Here is a 15,700-nt window from a genome sequence, read left to right on the forward strand (position 1 = left end):
CAAGGTGAACGCATGAAGACTTCGGCAACAGCGCCCGGCGAGCAGCCGACCATTGTGACGCTGAACAAGGTCGGCAAAAGCTTCGGCAATCTGCGCGTACTCAAGGGCATCGACCTTAAGGTGCAACGCTCGGAAGTGGTGTGCCTGATCGGCCCGTCCGGCTCTGGCAAGAGCACTCTGCTGCGCAGCATGGCGTTTCTGGAAGAGTACGACGAGGGCGAGATTCACATCGAAGGCCAGTTGCTCGGCTGGCAGAACACCGACAAGGGCCGCCGACGCGCGCCGCAGTCGCAGATCAATCAAGTGCGGCGCAACATCGGCATGGTCTTCCAGCAATTCAACCTGTGGCCGCACATGACCGCCATCGGCAATGTCTGTGAAGCGCTGCGCCGGGTGCGCAAGCTGTCGGCCGATGAAGCTGGCAGGCGCGGCATGGCGATGCTCGACAAGGTCGGCCTGGCGCACAAGGCCGACGCCTACCCTGCGCAGTTGTCCGGCGGCCAGCAGCAGCGCGTGGCGATTGCCCGGGCATTGGCGATGGAGCCGCACATCATGCTGTTCGACGAGCCAACTTCGGCGCTGGACCCGGAGCTGGTGGGCGAGGTGCTGCAGGTCATGAAGACCCTGGCCAGAGAAGGCATGACCATGGTCGTGGTCACCCACGAGATGGGCTTTGCCGCGCAAGTGGCCGACTCGGTGATCTTCCTCGATCAGGGTGAGGTGGTCGCCCGTGGTACGCCGCAGCAGATTTTCCACAATGCCGAACAACCGCGCCTGCAGCAGTTCCTGCAGAACTATCTGGACCGCAATGCGTTCTGGCAGGACGGCAAAGAGGCCAGTCAACTGTAAACCAGACATGTAGCACTGCGGCTTGCCAGCGCATGCGGGCCTCAGGTCGCCACCGCCGGCAAGCCGCGCTGCTACAGGAGTCGCGGCGTACGACGATGGATACGATGCTCGTTCCCACGCTGCGCGTGGTAATGCCGCTGTCGACGCTCTGCGTCCAGCCGTGGGCTGACGCGGAGCGTCAGGGGCTGCATTGCCGCGCAGAGCGTGGGGAACGATCACGCGGGGGGATTTCGGTGTGACGATTCATATGAGGAGGATCACTGATGGACAAGCCGGCACCGCAAGCCCTTTACCGGCAAGCGAAGGACTTCGTGCAGGGCAAGCTTGTCTCCGGAGAATGGAAACCGGGCGATCTGATCCCGTCGGAGAATCGCCTGGTGCTGGAACTGGGCATGTCGCGCATGACGGTCAACCGAGCCCTGCGCGAACTTACCGAGGAGGGTCGTCTGTTGCGGGTCTCAGGCGTTGGCACTTTCGTCGCCGAGAGCAAGCCGCAGTCGAACCTGCTGCACATCACCAACATTGCCGACGAAATCCTCGCCCGCGGTCATCGCTACCGCTGCCAGGTGCTGCATCTGGCCCGCGAGTCCGCGTCGATGTCCATCGCTTCGGCGCTGTCATTGCCCACCGGCGCATCGGTGTTTCACCTGCTCTGCGTGCATTACGAGGATGACATCGCGGTGCAACTGGAAGACCGCTACGTCAACCCGCTGACCGCGCCCGAGTTTCTTCAGCAGCCGTTCGGCGACCTGTTGCAGTCGGCGCGCTACCTGTTGCAGATCATCCAGCCGGACGAGATGGAACACATCGTCGAGGCCAGTCACCCGTCGGCAGATGAACTCAAACACCTGCAGATCGATGCCAGCGAACCCTGTCTGGTGCTGATGCGCCGCACCTGGAACAACGGCCGGGTCGTCACCTACGTGCGCCTGGTGCATCCGTCGTCCCGTTATCGCCTGGGCAGCCGCCTGCCGGTCACGGGTGTCTATCGCGACAGCTGAGCGCCGCGCTCCAGATCAAAGACAGCCGGTCAGCAGATTCATCGAACCCCTGCCGCGCCCTGCCCTCGATATCTGTAAGTCCCGCAGACGGGGCGCAGACAAGAGGTGCATATGGCTAGCGAAGACAACTCACAGACCACCGAACGCCACGACCCGGCCATCGATCCGGATACCCCGGACAACGGCATGGGCCATGACAAGCCTTCAGCGCAGAGTCAGGGCGGCGCGCAAAGCCAGGGCAACAACGGCGCGCAGAGTCAGGAGAACAACGGCAATCAGTCCGGCAACAGCTACACCCCGGACTTCGAGCCGCAAGAGCAGAAATCGCCCGATACCACCAGTGAGCAGAAAGACACCGGCGCCAAGGATGCCGACATCGATACGCAGGGCGGCTGAAGCTTCATCCATTTCCCTGTAGGAGTGAGCTTGCTCGCGATGGCGGTGGGACGGGGCCGGGCTGGCCGACGGATGCGCCGGGATCGCCTGGTTCGTGATCGCGTGTTCCGTGATCGCGAGCAAGCTCACTCCTACAGGGTTTGTGGGGGGATCGGATACGTAAAGCCGCATCCGCAGAGTCATCTACACGCTACGAAACCGCTCAAACTCAAGCATCTGCCCATTGCATAGCCCCCTAACAAACCGGCACCATCTGGCTTTCGTCTGTGCATGCAGACCTGCCCGCCGTTTGCCCCGGAGCGTTGCCGATAATGGTCCAGCCCACCACTCAGGATTCCCCGCGCGTTGGCGACAAGCTCACCACCCGCGAATTTCGCGGCATGGTGGCGATTCTGCTGTCGATCGCCCTGGCCACCCTTGATACCGCCATCGCCAACACCGCCTTGCCGACCATCGCCGCCGACCTCAATGCCTCCCCCGCCGCGTCGGTGTGGATCATCAACGCCTACCAGCTGGCGGCCGTCGCCACGCTGTTGCCGTTCGCGGCGCTGGGCGGTGTCTTGGGGCAGCGCAAGGTCTATCTGGGCGGGTTGATTCTGTTTGTGCTGTCCTCGGCGCTGTGTACCTTTTCCTGGTCATTGCCGACCCTGACCGTGGCCCGTGTGCTGCAGGGCCTGGGCGCCAGCGCGATCATGAGCGTCAACGCCGGGCTGATCAGCTCGATCTTCCCCCACGAACGCCTCGGTCGTGGCCTGGGCATGAACGCCCTGGTGGTCGGCGTGTCGTTCTCCATCGGCCCGACCATTGCCTCGCTGGTGCTGTCGGTAGCCAACTGGCCCTGGTTGTTTGCGATCAACCTGCCCATCGGCGTGTTCGCGCTGGTGTTCGCCTGGAATTCACTGCCGTCCGTCAAACCCGGGAGCCTGACGTTCGATCGCATCACCGCCATCCTCAATGTCATCACCTTCGGCGCGCTGATCTTCGCCCTGAGCCAGGCCGCGCAACTGGGTTCGATGAGCAGCGTGTTGATCGCCCTGGCGATCTTCCTGGTGGGCGGCGCCGCGATGCTCAAGCGTGAAGTCGGGCATCCGGCGCCGATGTTCCCGCTGGACCTGCTCAAGCGGCCGATGTTTGCCCTGTCGGCGTTGACCGCATTCTGCTCGTTCGCCACCCAAGGCCTTGCGTTCGTGTCGCTGCCGTTTTTCTTCGAGACCTCGCTGGGCCGCGACCCGGTGCAGACCGGTTTTCTGATGACCCCCTGGTCAGTGGTGGTGGCGATGATCGCGCCGTTTGCCGGCCGCATGTCCGACCGTTACCCGCCGGGCCTGCTCGGCGGCATCGGCCTGGCGATCCTGTGCTGCGGGATGATCTCGCTGGCGAGCATGCCTGCCGACGCCAGCGTGGTGTCGATCGTGATGCGCATGATTGTCTGCGGCATCGGCTTCGGTTTCTTCCAGGCGCCGAACCAGAAAGCCCTGATGACCAGCGCCCCGAAAGAACGCTCCAGCGGCGCCAGCGGCACCATTGCCACCGCCCGTCTGATCGGTCAGGCCACAGGCGCTGCGTTGGTGGCCTTGAGCTTCGGCATCTCCAGCACACACGGCCCGGCCTTGGCCCTGAGCATCGGTGCAGGTTTTGCGGCGGTGGGCAGCGTGGCCAGTGGCTTGCGCCTGGTGACGAAGAATACGGCGAATGCTCGGACCTGATCGGCCTGATATTCCCTGGAGGAGTGAGCGCGCTCGCGATAGCACCCTGGCAGTCAACACATGCGCCACAGCGCCAGCCGCTATCGCGAGCAAGCTCACGCCTACAGCGGCGTTTCGCTGCGTCAGAACCCGGCTATGCAGGATCAGGCAAGCATCCCGGAGAACTGGTACAGCGTCTTGTGACCCAACCTTCCTAACATGGACTGATCAAGCAACGGCATCTGCCTCGTGAGGAAAACGACATGAGCAAGACAAAAACCCTGTTCATCACCGGCGTCAGCAGTGGCTTTGGCAAAGCCCTGGCACAACAGGCGCTGGCCGCCGGACACAAGGTCATCGGCACCCTGCGCAGCAAGGAAGCAGTGGCCGAGTTCGAAGCCCAGGCACAAGGCCGTGCTCACGGCGTGCTGCTGGATGTGACCGAGTTCGATGCCATCGACACGGTGATCAATCAAGTCGACACGGCGTTCGGCCCGGTGGATGTGCTGGTCAACAACGCCGGTTACGGCCATGAGGGCATTGTCGAGGAATCGTCGCTCGATGAGTTGCGCCGCCAGTTCGACGTCAACGTCTTCGGCGCCGTGGCGATTACCAAGGCCTTCGTCCCGCTGTTCCGCCAGCGTCGCAGCGGCCATATTCTCAACATCACCTCGATGGGCGGCTTCATCACCATGCCCGGTATCGCCTATTACCATGGCAGCAAGTTCGCCCTGGAGGGGATTTCCGAATCGCTTGGCAAGGAGCTCAAGCCGTTCAACGTGTTTGTCACCGCCGTCGCCCCGGGTGGTTTTCGCACCGACTGGGCCGGCCGTTCGATGCAACGTTCGCCGCGCCAGATCGCCGATTACGACGAGTCATTCAACCCGATCCGCAAGGCCCGCGAAGAGCGCAGTGGCAAACAGCCCGGCGACCCGATCAAGGCTGCGAATGCGATGCTCAAGCTGATCGACAGCGACGCACCGCCTGCCCATTTGCTGCTGGGCAGCGATGCACTGAGACTGGTGCGCGACAAGCTGGCGGCGCTGGAGGCGCAGATCGCCGAGTGGGAAGAGGTGACGCGGTCTACTGACGGCTAAACCGATCTGCCGGGCACGGGCAGCCAGCAGGATTGCCCGGCTGTACCAGACACACCGCATGCTCTGGATTTACTGCCGGTGCCCGGCAGATCGCGAGCAAGCTTGCTCCTACGCCCTGCGGGCCGAATCAAAAGCTGCGCGGCTAACTTCCTCCCCGACTGAATATCCGGATCACCTCGTCCAGGTGATCGGCCATGGCCTTGCGTGCGGCGTCGGGGTCGCGGGTTTCAAGGGCTTGCAGAATCAAGCGGTGTTCGTGCTCCGAGCGGAACGGCATGTCGTCCGAGGTGTAATGCGCCTGTAGCCGCTGGAACATGCTGCCGTACTGATGGCCCAGCAGATGCTGGATCATCAGCGCGTACGCCGGGTTGCCGGACGCCTGGGCGATGCGGATGTGGAACAGGCGGTCGCCCGGATGGGTGTGTGAGTGGTCGCGGTTGTCGGTGGTGTTGCGCTCGAACGCGGCACGGATCGACTCAAGCTCGTCATCGCTGGCATGCTGCGCGGCCAGGGCTGCGGTTTCCGGCTCGATCAACCGGCGCGCCTGAAGCAAGGCGAACGGCGGAATCTCTGCACTGAAATCCACCTCGATACCCAGCTCGGGATCGATGTCCTTCCACTGATCGCGGGTTGCCTGGGTCATCACTGGCTCATCGGAGAGCAAACGCACCGGCGGTTCACAGACCAGCACGCCATTGCCCACCCGCACATCCACCAGACCGATCACCTCCAGCGCGATCATCGCCTCGCGCACAGAGGCACGACTGACCCCCATCAGCTTGGCCAACTCACGCTCGGCCGGCAGACGGCTGCCCGGTGGAAATTCACCGCTGTCGATCAAGGCGCGTAGCTGGTCAGCGATCTGGCGGTAAAGCCTTTGATTATCAATAGCTTGGATAGGCATCGGAACTCGGCTCAAGGTGACAAAACACTGATCAACAAAAAAATGACCTTGTTGCGGTCCAAGACAAGTGCTAAAAACAGGACCAATGGCCTGACCATTGGATCGCTGCAGTGAACGGATCATAGCAAACCTCTCAGCGTTGAGCTTGCTTGCCGACACACTGCCGACGTCGCCGATGGCCTGACCATTAGACCTGACAGGTCGGTCGTCTCCAATAAAAACAAGGATTGCTCATGGATCTCACCGGTAAGCGAGTGCTCATCACCGCCGCCGCCCAAGGCATCGGTCAAGCCAGTGTCCAGGCTTACCTGAATGCAGGAGCGGAGGTGTTCGCCGTCGACATCAACGGCGCTGCCCTGGACGTTCTGCAGGGCGTGCACAAACACGTGCTGGACGTCACCGACCACGCCGCCATCGAGCGCCTGGCGGCTGAAATCGGCGCGCTGGATGTGCTGTTCAACTGCGCAGGCGTGGTGCACAGCGGCAACATCCTCGAATGTTCCGACAAGGACTGGAATTTCGCCTTCGACCTCAACGTCACTGCCATGTACAAGATGATCCGCGCCTTCTTGCCGGCCATGCTGGGCAACGGCGGTGGATCGATCATCAACATGTCGTCGGTGGCCTCTGCCATCAAGGGCGTGCCCAATCGTTTTGCCTATTGCGCGAGCAAGGCGGCGGTGATCGGCATCACCCGCTCGGTGGCCGCCGATTTTGTCGGGCAGAACATCCGTTGCAACTGCATCTGCCCCGGCACCGTGGAGTCTCCTTCGCTGCGCCAACGGGTGGCCGAACAAGCGACCCGCGAACAGCGCGATGAAGACCAGGTGTACGCGGCGTATGAAGCCCGCCAGCCCATGGGCCGGCTGGGCACGCCAGAGGAGATCGCGCAACTGGCGTTATATCTCGGCTCCCCCGCCAGCGGCTTTACGACCGGCACGGCGCAGATCATCGACGGCGGCTGGAGTAACTGACGTTCATATATTCTCAACCCTTGTAGCAGTGAGCTTGCTCGCGATAACACCCTGTCAGTCAAGACACGTGGCGCAGGCCGACCGCTATCGCGAGCAAGCTCACTCCTACAGGGACAGGCGCCAGATTCCGATTATTCAATTAAAAAAGGACACCCCATGAAACTGCTGCGTTACGGCCAACCAGGCAAAGAACTCCCGGCACTGCTGGACAACAACGGTGGCATTCGCGACCTGTCGGAATTCATCGACGACCTAGCGGGCAACGCCCTGAGCCCGGAAAGCATCGGCAAGTTGCAGGCGCTGGACCCCGACAGTCTGCCGCTGATCAAGGGCAACCCGCGCGTCGGTCCTTGTGTCGCACAGGTCGGCAAGTTCATCTGCATCGGCCTCAACTACGCCGACCACGCCGCCGAAACCGGCGCCGACATTCCCAAAGAGCCGATCATTTTCAATAAGTGGACCAGCGCCATCGTCGGCCCCAACGACAACGTGGAAATCCCGCGCAACTCGAAGAAGACCGACTGGGAAGTCGAGCTGGGGGTGGTCATCGGCAAGGGCGGACGCTACATCGACGAAGCCAGCGCCATGGAGCACGTGGTCGGCTACTGCGTGATCAACGACGTGTCCGAACGCGAATTCCAGATCGAGCGCGGCGGCACCTGGGACAAGGGCAAGGGCTGCGACACTTTCGGACCATTGGGCCCATGGCTGGTGACCAAGGATGAAATCGCCGACCCGCACCAGCTCAACCTGTGGCTGGAAGTCGACGGCAAGCGTTACCAGAACGGCAACACCCGCACCATGATTTTCCAGATCCCCAAACTGGTCAGCTACCTGAGCCAGTTCATGAGCCTGCAACCGGGTGATGTGATCTCCACCGGTACCCCGCCGGGCGTGGGCCTGGGCATCAAGCCGGAGCCGGTGTTCCTGCGTGCCGGCCAGCGCATGCGCCTGGGCATCGAAGGCCTGGGCGAACAGCAACAACTGACAGTGGATGCGTGATTGAAGGCGCGTCATTGCATGGCCTGACGATGCACCGTACGTATACCTGTAGCAGCCCGGCTTGCCGGCGGTGACAAGGCTGTGATCGCCACCGCCGGCAAGCCGGACTGCTACAAGGGCCTGCTTCGCGACCGTGATGTGTCGACGTCAATGGCGCCACCGACAGACATCGCGAAGACCCAAAACAATTCCAAAGGGACCCGCCATGACCACCATCACCGCCCTGCGCGTTGAAGACATTCGTTTCCCCACATCGCAGTCCCTGGACGGCTCCGATGCGATGAACCCCGACCCGGATTACTCGGCGGCCTACGTCATTCTGGAAACCGATCACCCCACCCTGCAAGGCCACGGCCTGACCTTCACCATCGGCCGCGGCAACGAGATCTGCTGCGCGGCGATCAACGCCCTGGCGGGCATCATGGTCGGCCTGTCGCTTGAGTGGATCGCCGAAGACATGGGACGCTTCTGGCGCCATGTCACCAGTGACAGCCAGTTGCGCTGGATCGGCCCGGACAAGGGCGCGATCCACCTGGCGACCGGCGCGGTGGTCAACGCCACCTGGGACCTGTGGGCCAAGTCCGAAGGCAAACCGGTGTGGCAACTGGTGGCCGACATGAGCCCCGAACAACTGGTGCGCTGCATCGATTTTCGCTACATCACCGACTGCATCACCGCCGACGAAGCACTGGCGCTGCTACGCGACCGCGCCAAGGGCAAGGCCGAGCGCCGGCAGCACCTGGAAGCTCACGGCTACCCCTGCTACACCACCTCCGCCGGCTGGCTGGGGTATCCCGACGACAAGCTGCGCCGCCTGTGTCAGGAAGCGGTGGATGGCGGCTTCTCGCACATCAAGCTCAAGGTCGGTCGAGACCTGCAGGATGACATTCGCCGGGTACGCATCGCCCGCGAAGTACTGGGCCCGGACCGCCAGCTGATGATCGACGCCAACCAGGTGTGGGAAGTCGACGCCGCCATCGACTGGGTGCGCGAGCTGGCCTTCGCCAAGCCGTGGTTCATCGAGGAGCCAACCAGCCCGGACGATGTCGAGGGCCATCGCAAGATTCGCCTGGGCGTCCTGCCGGTGAAGGTCGCGACCGGCGAAATGTGCCAGAACCGCATCGTCTTCAAACAACTGATCATGCGCGAAGCCATCGACGTGGTGCAGATCGACGCCTGCCGCCTGGGCGGGGTCAACGAGGTGCTGGCAGTGATGCTGATGGCCGCCAAATACCAGCTGCCGGTCTGCCCGCATGCCGGGGGCGTGGGGCTGTGCGAATACGTCCAGCACCTGTCGATGATCGACTACCTGTGCATCGCCGGTACCCATGAGGGCCGCGTGGTGGAGTTCGTCGATCACCTGCACGAGCACTTCGAAGACCCCTGCGTTATTCGTGACGCCGCGTATATGCCGCCGACCGCGCCGGGGTTCTCGATCCAGATGAAAGAGGCGTCGCGCAGGCAATACGCGTATCTCGGCTGAACAAATACGGCCCTGATAAACGCTACTCGTTGTAGGAGTGAGCTTGCTCGCGATAGCAGAGTGTCAGTCGCCGTATGCGTCACAGGCAGACCGCGATCGCGAGCAAGCTCACTCCTACAGGGGCGAATTCAGCTTGAACCACCGAGGACGGAGTACAACAACAATGTCGTCCCAAGGCACAAACCATCCAGCGCCCGCGGTGCGCCTGGACGCTCACCAGCATTTCTGGCGCTATCAGGCGCAGGACTACCCGTGGATCGATGAACGCCACGCTGCATTGCGTCGCGATTTTCTGCCCGCGGATCTCAAGCCCTTGCTCGACCAGCACGGCATCGCCGGCTGCGTGGCGGTGCAGGCGCGGCACAGCCTGGATGAGACTGATTTTCTGCTTGGACTGGCCGGGCAATACCCCTGGATCAGCGGCGTGGTCGGCTGGCTGGACCTGCGCGGCGCTGACCTGGAACGCTCGCTTGCGCGGTACCTGCAACGCGACTCAGCGCCCGGCAAACTGGTGGGCATTCGTCACCAGATCCAGGACGAATCCTCGCCCTCGCTGTTCATGCAAGACCCGGTATTCGCCCGTGGCCTGCGCCTGGTCCAGGCCCGCGGATTGACCTACGACCTGCTGATCAGGGACGCCGACCTGCACGCCGCTGCCGACTTGTGCAAGCGTCACGACGAGCACCACGTGATCCTCGACCACCTGGGCAAACCCGACCTGGCTCGGGAAGACCCCATCGCCTGGGCCGATCGCCTCGCGCCGCTGGCGGCCCTGCCGCATGTCAGCTGCAAGTTGTCGGGGCTGATCACCGAGGCCGACTGGCAGCAATGGCGGCCGGTCGAGTTGCTGCCGTATCTGTACCTGGCGCTGGAGCTGTTCGGCCCCCAGCGGCTGATGTTCGGCTCCGACTGGCCGGTGTGTCAGCTGGCCGGCAGCTACAGCGAAGTGCACCACCTGCTCGAGACCGCCATCAGTGAACTGTCCGCCGATGAACAGGCGGCCATCCGCGGCGGCACCGCCATTCGCCTTTATGGCCTGCAAGGAAACTGTCCATGAATCTGCATCTGCAAGACAAAGTGATCATCGTTACCGGCGGCGGCTCCGGCATCGGCGCGGCCATCTCCCTGGGACTGGCCGAGGAAGGCGCGATCCCGGTGATCTTCGCCAATCAACCATTGCCCGCAGAGCTTGCCGCCGAACTCGACAGGCGCCAGGCGCAAAGCCTGTTCGTGCACGTCGAACTGCGTGACGAAGCCGGATGCGCGGCAGCCGTGAGCAAAGTGCTCGAGCGCTTTGGCCACATCGACGGGCTGGTCAACAACGCAGGGGTCAACGACAACGTCGGGCTGGAGGCCGGGCGCAGCGCCTTTATCGAATCGCTGGAAAAGAACCTGATCCACTACTACCTGATGACCCACCTGTGCGTCGATGCGCTGAAGGCGAGCCGGGGCGCCATCGTCAATATCGGTTCGAAAACCGCCCTCACCGGCCAGGGCGGCACCAGCGGCTATACCGCCTCCAAGGGCGCGCAACTGTCGCTGACCCGCGAGTGGGCGGCGTCCTTGCTGGGTGACGGTGTGCGGGTCAACGCGGTGATTCCGGCCGAGGTGATGACGCCGCTGTACGAGCGTTGGATCGAGAGCTTCGCCGACCCTGAAGCCAGGCTTTCGAAGATTGTCGAGAAGATCCCCCTCGGCCAGCGCATGACCACCCCGGCTGAAATCGCTGACAGCGTGCTGTTTCTGCTGTCGTCCCGCGCCTCGCACACCACCGGACAATGGCTGGTGGTGGACGGCGGTTATACCCATCTGGACCGGGCGCTGACATGAGCGGACAGCGATTTTGCCAGGCCCTGGACCTTGCCGATGACCCGGCGTTGATCGCCGAGTACCAGCGTCTGCACCAGCGCATCTGGCCCGAGATTGCCGACCACCTGCGCCGCCAGGGCGTGCTCGACATGCAGATCTGGCGCCTGGGCACGCGGCTGTTCATGGTCATGGAAACCGCGCCTGAATTCCGCGCCGAAACGATGGACAAAGCCTCGGCCGAGCACCCCAGGGTGCAGCAATGGGAAGAGCTGATGTGGGCTTTCCAGAAGCCCACGCCATGGACCGAGCCGGGCAACAAATGGCAGCCGATGCAGCGGATTTTCAGTCTGGCGGAGCAGCCTCAGTAGTTCAACAAAAGCTGTAGGAGTGAGCTCCCTCGCGATAACGGCGTGTCAGGCAACCTATCAGACACAGAACGATCGCTATCGCGAGCAAGCTTACTCCTGCAGGGGTAATGCGCCTGTCTCACCACGCTTCACGCCTCAACAAAAACAAAAGGAGAGCGTCATGTTGACCGAAGACACGAAAGTCCAGACCCGGCTCTACCGGCAAGCCGTCCCCTCGGTGCGCCTGGCATTGATGCTGGTCACCACGCTGTTTTTTCTCTGGGGCCTGTCCTACGGCCTGCTCGATGTTCTCAACAAGCACTTCCAGGAAACCCTGCACGTCAGCAAGGCGCAGTCCGGCCTGTTGCAGGCGGCGTACTTCGGCGCGTATTTCATCATCGCCCTGCCCGCAGGCCTGCTGATGGATCGCTTCGGCTACAAGGCCGGGATTCTCCTGGGGTTGTGCCTGTACGCGGCCGGCGCGCTGTTGTTCATGCCGGCGGCCAGTGCCGCAAGCTTTCCGTTCTTTCTGTTCGCGCTGTTCGTCATTGCCCTGGGCCTGGGTTGCCTGGAAACCGCGGCCAATCCCTATGCCACGGTACTGGGTGACCCCAAAGGCGCCGAACGTCGCTTGAACCTGGCGCAATCATTCAATGGGCTGGGCCAGTTCGTCGGCCCCTTGCTTGGCGGCGCGCTGTTCTTCGGCGGCAGCGCGGCAAGCAGTGACAACACCTCGTTGCAAACCACCTACGTGGTCATCGCCGTGATCGTGCTGCTGGTGGCGGCGATGTTCGCGCGTACACCGATGCCCGATCTGCGCGAGCAGGAAACTCAGATCCAGCGCAGCGACAGCAAGACCCTGTGGCAGCATCGCGCGTTCGTCGGTGGCGTGATCACCCAGTTTTTCTACGTGGCCGCGCAGGTCGGCGTGGGCGCGTTCTTCATCAACTACGTGACCGAACACTGGGCCAGCATGACCAGCCAGAGCGCCGCCTACCTGCTGTCGGTGGCGATGATCTGCTTCATGTGCGGACGCTTCTTCAGCACCTGGCTGATGGGCCGCATCCCGGCCCAACGCCTGCTGATGGTCTACGCCTGGATCAACGTCGCGCTGTGCGCAGTGGTGGTCAGCGGCGTGGAAAACATCTCGGTGGTGGCGCTGGTCGCGGTGTTCTTCTTCATGTCGATCATGTTCCCGACCATTTTCGCCATGGGCGTGAAAAACCTGGGACCGCACACCAAACGCGGCAGTTCGTTCCTGATCATGGCCATCGTCGGCGGCGCGCTGATGCCATATTTCATGGGCCTGGTGGCCGATTATTTCTCCACCGCACTGGCCTACCTGCTGCCACTGGCGTGTTTTGTGATCGTGGCGTTTTATGGCCGCAGCGGGTTGCGGAGTCAGTAATCGGAGGGTCTGACTACCACCCTGGCTAGGAGTGAGCTTGCTCGCGATTGCGGTCTGCCTGTGACGCATACGGCGACTGACACTCTGCTATCGCGAGCAAGCTCACGCCTACAGGGAAAGGTGCCAGGCAAAAAAAAACGGCAGGAACACGCATCGCGCGTGCTCCTGCCGTTCCGGTTCAGGGTTGCGCATTCATCAGCCGCAGCTCCAGGTACTGCAGCAACATGATGGTCTTGCCGTCGCAGATCTCGCCGCTCTGGACCATGGCGATGGCCTCCTCGAAATCGATTTCCAGCACTTCGATGTCCTCGCCCTCCTCCTCCAGACCTCCACCGTCGCCCACCCGATCATGGGGCTGGTACTCACCGATGAAGAAGTGAATGCGCTCGGTCACGGAACCGGGGCTCATGAACGCTTCGTAGATCTTCTGCACCGAGCTGACCTGGTAGCCGGTTTCCTCTTCGGCCTCCTTGCGGATGCGTTCTTCCGGGCTTGCGTTGTCCAGCAGGCCGGCGGCCGCTTCGATGAGGTAGCCGTCGTGTTCGTTGACGAAAGCCGGCATGCGGAACTGCCGGGTGAGCACCACGGTGCGGCGCCCGATGTTGTACAGCAGGATGGTCGCGCCATTGCCACGGTCGTAGACCTCACGCGTCTGCGGCTGCCAGCTGCCGTCGCGGCGTTGCAGCTCGAAGCTGTACTTCTTGAGCACATACCAGTTGTCAGACAGCGTTTCCTGCGCGGTGATACGGATGGGGGTCGAGGGCATGGGAGTCCTTGGGCAGGTCGGATTGTTCGATAGACACCGACACACCCTAGCAGCGCTCGAACAGGGCGGCGAGCCCGGCACTGAACCTTCGGCCGCCTTCGGGCTCACTTGTTCAGGACGCATTTTCGACTCTCAGCACAGGATCTGCCATGGGCCGCCCTAGCTTCGCGAATACTTCAAGCGCTCGATCGATGGTGCGCATCGAACGCGAATTGAGCCTGCGCGCGGTCCTGACCGGGGCGCTACTGGGCATCCTGCTGACGCCGTCGAATGTCTACGCCGGGCTCAAAATCGGCTGGTCGTTCAACATGTCGATCATCGCCCTGCTGGTGGGCTTTGCGGTCTGGCAGAGCCTGGCACGCCGCAACCGAAACCTGCCGCCATGGACCCTGCACGAAAGCAACATCAACCAGACCGTGGCCTCGGCCGCAGCCTCGATCATCTCCGGTGGTCTGGTGGCGCCGATCCCCGCATACACCTTGCTCACCGGTCAGCAACTGGACCCGCTGCCGATGATGGCCTGGGTGTTTTCGGTGAGTTTTCTCGGCATCTGGATCGCCTGGTACCTGCGCCCGGCCCTGCTCAATGACCACGCGCTGAAATTTCCCGAAGGCATGGCGACTCTGGAGACCCTGCAACACATCTATGAACACGGTCATGAGGCCGTGATTCGGATCAAGGTGCTGTTCAGCGCTGCCCTGCTCTCAGCCTCGGTCAAATGGCTAGACGAGTTTGTCTGGGCGATACCGCGCTGGGCACCCACCCAGCAGCTGGAGCGGCTGACCTTTACCGCCGATCCTTCGTTATTGCTGCTGGGCTTCGGCGGCATCATCGGTATCCGCGTCGGTTTGAGCCTGCTGGCCGGCGCGGTCGTGGCCTGGGATTGCCTGTCGCCGTGGTTGTTGGCCCACGGCCTGGTGAATGTGCCAGCAGGCAGCACCGGTCCGCAGTTCGCCAGCCTCGTGGAATGGTTGCTGTGGCCCGGCGTCAGTCTGATGGTGTGCTCGACCCTGACTTCGTTGTCGATCCAGGCCCTGAACAAACCGCGGTCGGGGCCCGGGCACAGCGTGTTCGACCGTTCGACACTCGCCCTGGCGCCGGCACTGGGCCTGGTGACGTCGGTGATCCTGGTGGTGAGCCTGCAAGCCGCGCTGTTCGGCATCGATGTCTGGATGGCCCTGCTGTCGATCCCGCTGGCGATCTGCCTGGCGATCGTTGCCGCACGCGTGGTCGGCACCACCGGCATCGCGCCCATCGGCGCCATCGGCAAACTCTCGCAACTGACCTTCGGCCTGATTGCCCCGGGACAGGTGCCGATCAACCTGATGAGTGCCAATACCGCCGGCGGCGCCGCTGGCCAGAGCACCGACCTGATGAACGATTTCAAGGTCGGGCTGGCGATTGGCGCGACCCCGAAAAAGCAGATGATTGCCCAGTGCATCGGCATCTTCATCGGCAGTATCGTCGGCGTTGTCGTGTACCTGGCGTTGATCCCCGATCCGCAGCACATGCTGTTGACCGAGGAGTGGCCGGCGCCGGCGGTGGCCACCTGGAAAGCCGTGGCGCAGACCCTGACCCAGGGCCTGGGCTCGTTGCCGGCTGGCGTACGCTGGGCGATCGCATCCGCTGACTTGGCGGGCGTGGTCCTGGGCCTGCTCGACAGCCTGCTGCCTGCACGACTGGCGCGTTTTCTGCCCAGTGCCGCCGCATTGGGCCTGGCGTTCGTGCTGCCCACCTCGACCTCGTTGATGATGGCGCTGGGTGCCCTGCTGACCTGGTTGGTCGCGCAGCGCTGGCCGGATATCACCACGCACTTTGCGATCACTGTTGCCGCAGGCCTGATCGCCGGGGAAAGCATCACCGGCGTCGGCGCGTCATTCTGGGCCATGGCAACTCATCTCTGAACGGCTGGCCGCGCCTGCCGGTGATTGAGGCGCGCGACCGTTCGCCGATTGGTGGTGATTTTGCGTGAAACGATG

The 15,700-nt window shown here is 62.8% G+C and carries 16 protein-coding genes; 14 read left to right on the plus strand and 2 right to left on the minus strand.

Annotated elements, in window-relative coordinates; translation table 11 throughout:
• Positions 1-12: 12 nt before the first annotated feature.
• The 6 genes from ACI2KS_RS26515 (at position 13) to ACI2KS_RS26540 (ending at position 5,028) form a co-directional block, all read left to right on the plus strand.
• Positions 13-849: an amino acid ABC transporter ATP-binding protein gene (locus ACI2KS_RS26515; RefSeq protein ID WP_404624032.1), complete on the plus strand. Its 837-nt coding sequence runs from the start codon at positions 13-15 to the stop codon at positions 847-849.
• Positions 850-1,112: 263 nt separating this feature from the next.
• On the plus strand, positions 1,113-1,850 hold the full coding sequence (gene hutC / locus ACI2KS_RS26520; protein ID WP_404623989.1) for a histidine utilization repressor: 738 nt from the start codon (positions 1,113-1,115) through the stop codon (positions 1,848-1,850).
• A 111-nt stretch (positions 1,851-1,961) separates the two neighbouring features.
• The gene (locus ACI2KS_RS26525) at positions 1,962-2,246 is read left to right on the plus strand and encodes a hypothetical protein (RefSeq protein ID WP_404623990.1); all 285 of its coding nucleotides are present in this window, start codon (positions 1,962-1,964) and stop codon (positions 2,244-2,246) included.
• A 380-nt stretch (positions 2,247-2,626) separates the two neighbouring features.
• The gene (locus tag ACI2KS_RS26530) at positions 2,627-3,952 is read left to right on the plus strand and encodes an MFS transporter (RefSeq protein ID WP_404624033.1); all 1,326 of its coding nucleotides are present in this window, start codon (positions 2,627-2,629) and stop codon (positions 3,950-3,952) included.
• A gap of 60 nt (positions 3,953-4,012) precedes the next feature.
• Positions 4,013-4,135 carry a hypothetical protein gene (locus ACI2KS_RS26535; RefSeq protein ID WP_404623991.1) on the plus strand — a complete coding sequence of 41 codons (123 nt, stop codon included), beginning with the start codon at positions 4,013-4,015 and terminating at the stop codon, positions 4,133-4,135.
• A gap of 59 nt (positions 4,136-4,194) precedes the next feature.
• Positions 4,195-5,028 (plus strand): oxidoreductase, encoded by an 834-nt coding sequence (locus ACI2KS_RS26540; RefSeq protein WP_404623992.1) that lies wholly within the window; start codon positions 4,195-4,197, stop codon positions 5,026-5,028.
• 142 nt (positions 5,029-5,170) lie between these two features.
• Here the strand turns inward: ACI2KS_RS26540 and ACI2KS_RS26545 are convergent, their stop codons facing one another.
• Positions 5,171-5,932, minus strand: a complete 762-nt coding sequence (locus ACI2KS_RS26545) for a FadR/GntR family transcriptional regulator (RefSeq protein ID WP_404623993.1) — start codon at positions 5,930-5,932, stop codon at positions 5,171-5,173.
• Between the two features lie 233 nt (positions 5,933-6,165).
• Here ACI2KS_RS26545 and ACI2KS_RS26550 point away from each other — a divergent pair, with 233 nt between their 5' ends.
• The 7 genes from ACI2KS_RS26550 (at position 6,166) to ACI2KS_RS26580 (ending at position 12,955) form a co-directional block, all read left to right on the plus strand.
• Positions 6,166-6,906, plus strand: coding sequence for an SDR family oxidoreductase (locus ACI2KS_RS26550; protein ID WP_404623994.1), 741 nt, complete (start codon positions 6,166-6,168; stop codon positions 6,904-6,906).
• A 156-nt stretch (positions 6,907-7,062) separates the two neighbouring features.
• Positions 7,063-7,908, plus strand: a complete 846-nt coding sequence (locus ACI2KS_RS26555) for a fumarylacetoacetate hydrolase family protein (protein WP_404623995.1) — start codon at positions 7,063-7,065, stop codon at positions 7,906-7,908.
• Between the two features lie 205 nt (positions 7,909-8,113).
• Positions 8,114-9,391 (plus strand): L-fuconate dehydratase, encoded by a 1,278-nt coding sequence (locus ACI2KS_RS26560; protein ID WP_404623996.1) that lies wholly within the window; start codon positions 8,114-8,116, stop codon positions 9,389-9,391.
• A gap of 163 nt (positions 9,392-9,554) precedes the next feature.
• The gene (locus tag ACI2KS_RS26565; protein ID WP_404623997.1) at positions 9,555-10,448 is read left to right on the plus strand and encodes an amidohydrolase family protein; all 894 of its coding nucleotides are present in this window, start codon (positions 9,555-9,557) and stop codon (positions 10,446-10,448) included.
• Positions 10,445-11,221, plus strand: a complete 777-nt coding sequence (locus ACI2KS_RS26570; protein WP_404623998.1) for an SDR family oxidoreductase — start codon at positions 10,445-10,447, stop codon at positions 11,219-11,221. Before ACI2KS_RS26565 ends, ACI2KS_RS26570 begins: the two co-directional genes overlap by 4 nt.
• Positions 11,218-11,568 (plus strand): L-rhamnose mutarotase, encoded by a 351-nt coding sequence (locus ACI2KS_RS26575; RefSeq protein ID WP_404623999.1) that lies wholly within the window; start codon positions 11,218-11,220, stop codon positions 11,566-11,568. Before ACI2KS_RS26570 ends, ACI2KS_RS26575 begins: the two co-directional genes overlap by 4 nt.
• 160 nt (positions 11,569-11,728) lie before the next feature.
• On the plus strand, positions 11,729-12,955 hold the full coding sequence (locus ACI2KS_RS26580; RefSeq protein WP_404624000.1) for a sugar MFS transporter: 1,227 nt from the start codon (positions 11,729-11,731) through the stop codon (positions 12,953-12,955).
• 178 nt (positions 12,956-13,133) lie between these two features.
• Here ACI2KS_RS26580 and ACI2KS_RS26585 read toward each other — a convergent pair whose 3' ends face one another.
• Positions 13,134-13,721 carry an NUDIX domain-containing protein gene (locus ACI2KS_RS26585; RefSeq protein ID WP_404624001.1) on the minus strand — a complete coding sequence of 196 codons (588 nt, stop codon included), beginning with the start codon at positions 13,719-13,721 and terminating at the stop codon, positions 13,134-13,136.
• A gap of 149 nt (positions 13,722-13,870) precedes the next feature.
• On the opposite strand from ACI2KS_RS26585, the gene ACI2KS_RS26590 reads away from it, so the two are divergent.
• The gene (locus ACI2KS_RS26590; RefSeq protein ID WP_404624002.1) at positions 13,871-15,625 is read left to right on the plus strand and encodes an OPT family oligopeptide transporter; all 1,755 of its coding nucleotides are present in this window, start codon (positions 13,871-13,873) and stop codon (positions 15,623-15,625) included.
• The last annotated feature ends 75 nt before the right edge of the window (positions 15,626-15,700 follow it).

The organism is Pseudomonas sp. NPDC087358, from assembly GCF_044900785.1.
Classification (GTDB): Bacteria; Pseudomonadota; Gammaproteobacteria; order Pseudomonadales; family Pseudomonadaceae; genus Aquipseudomonas.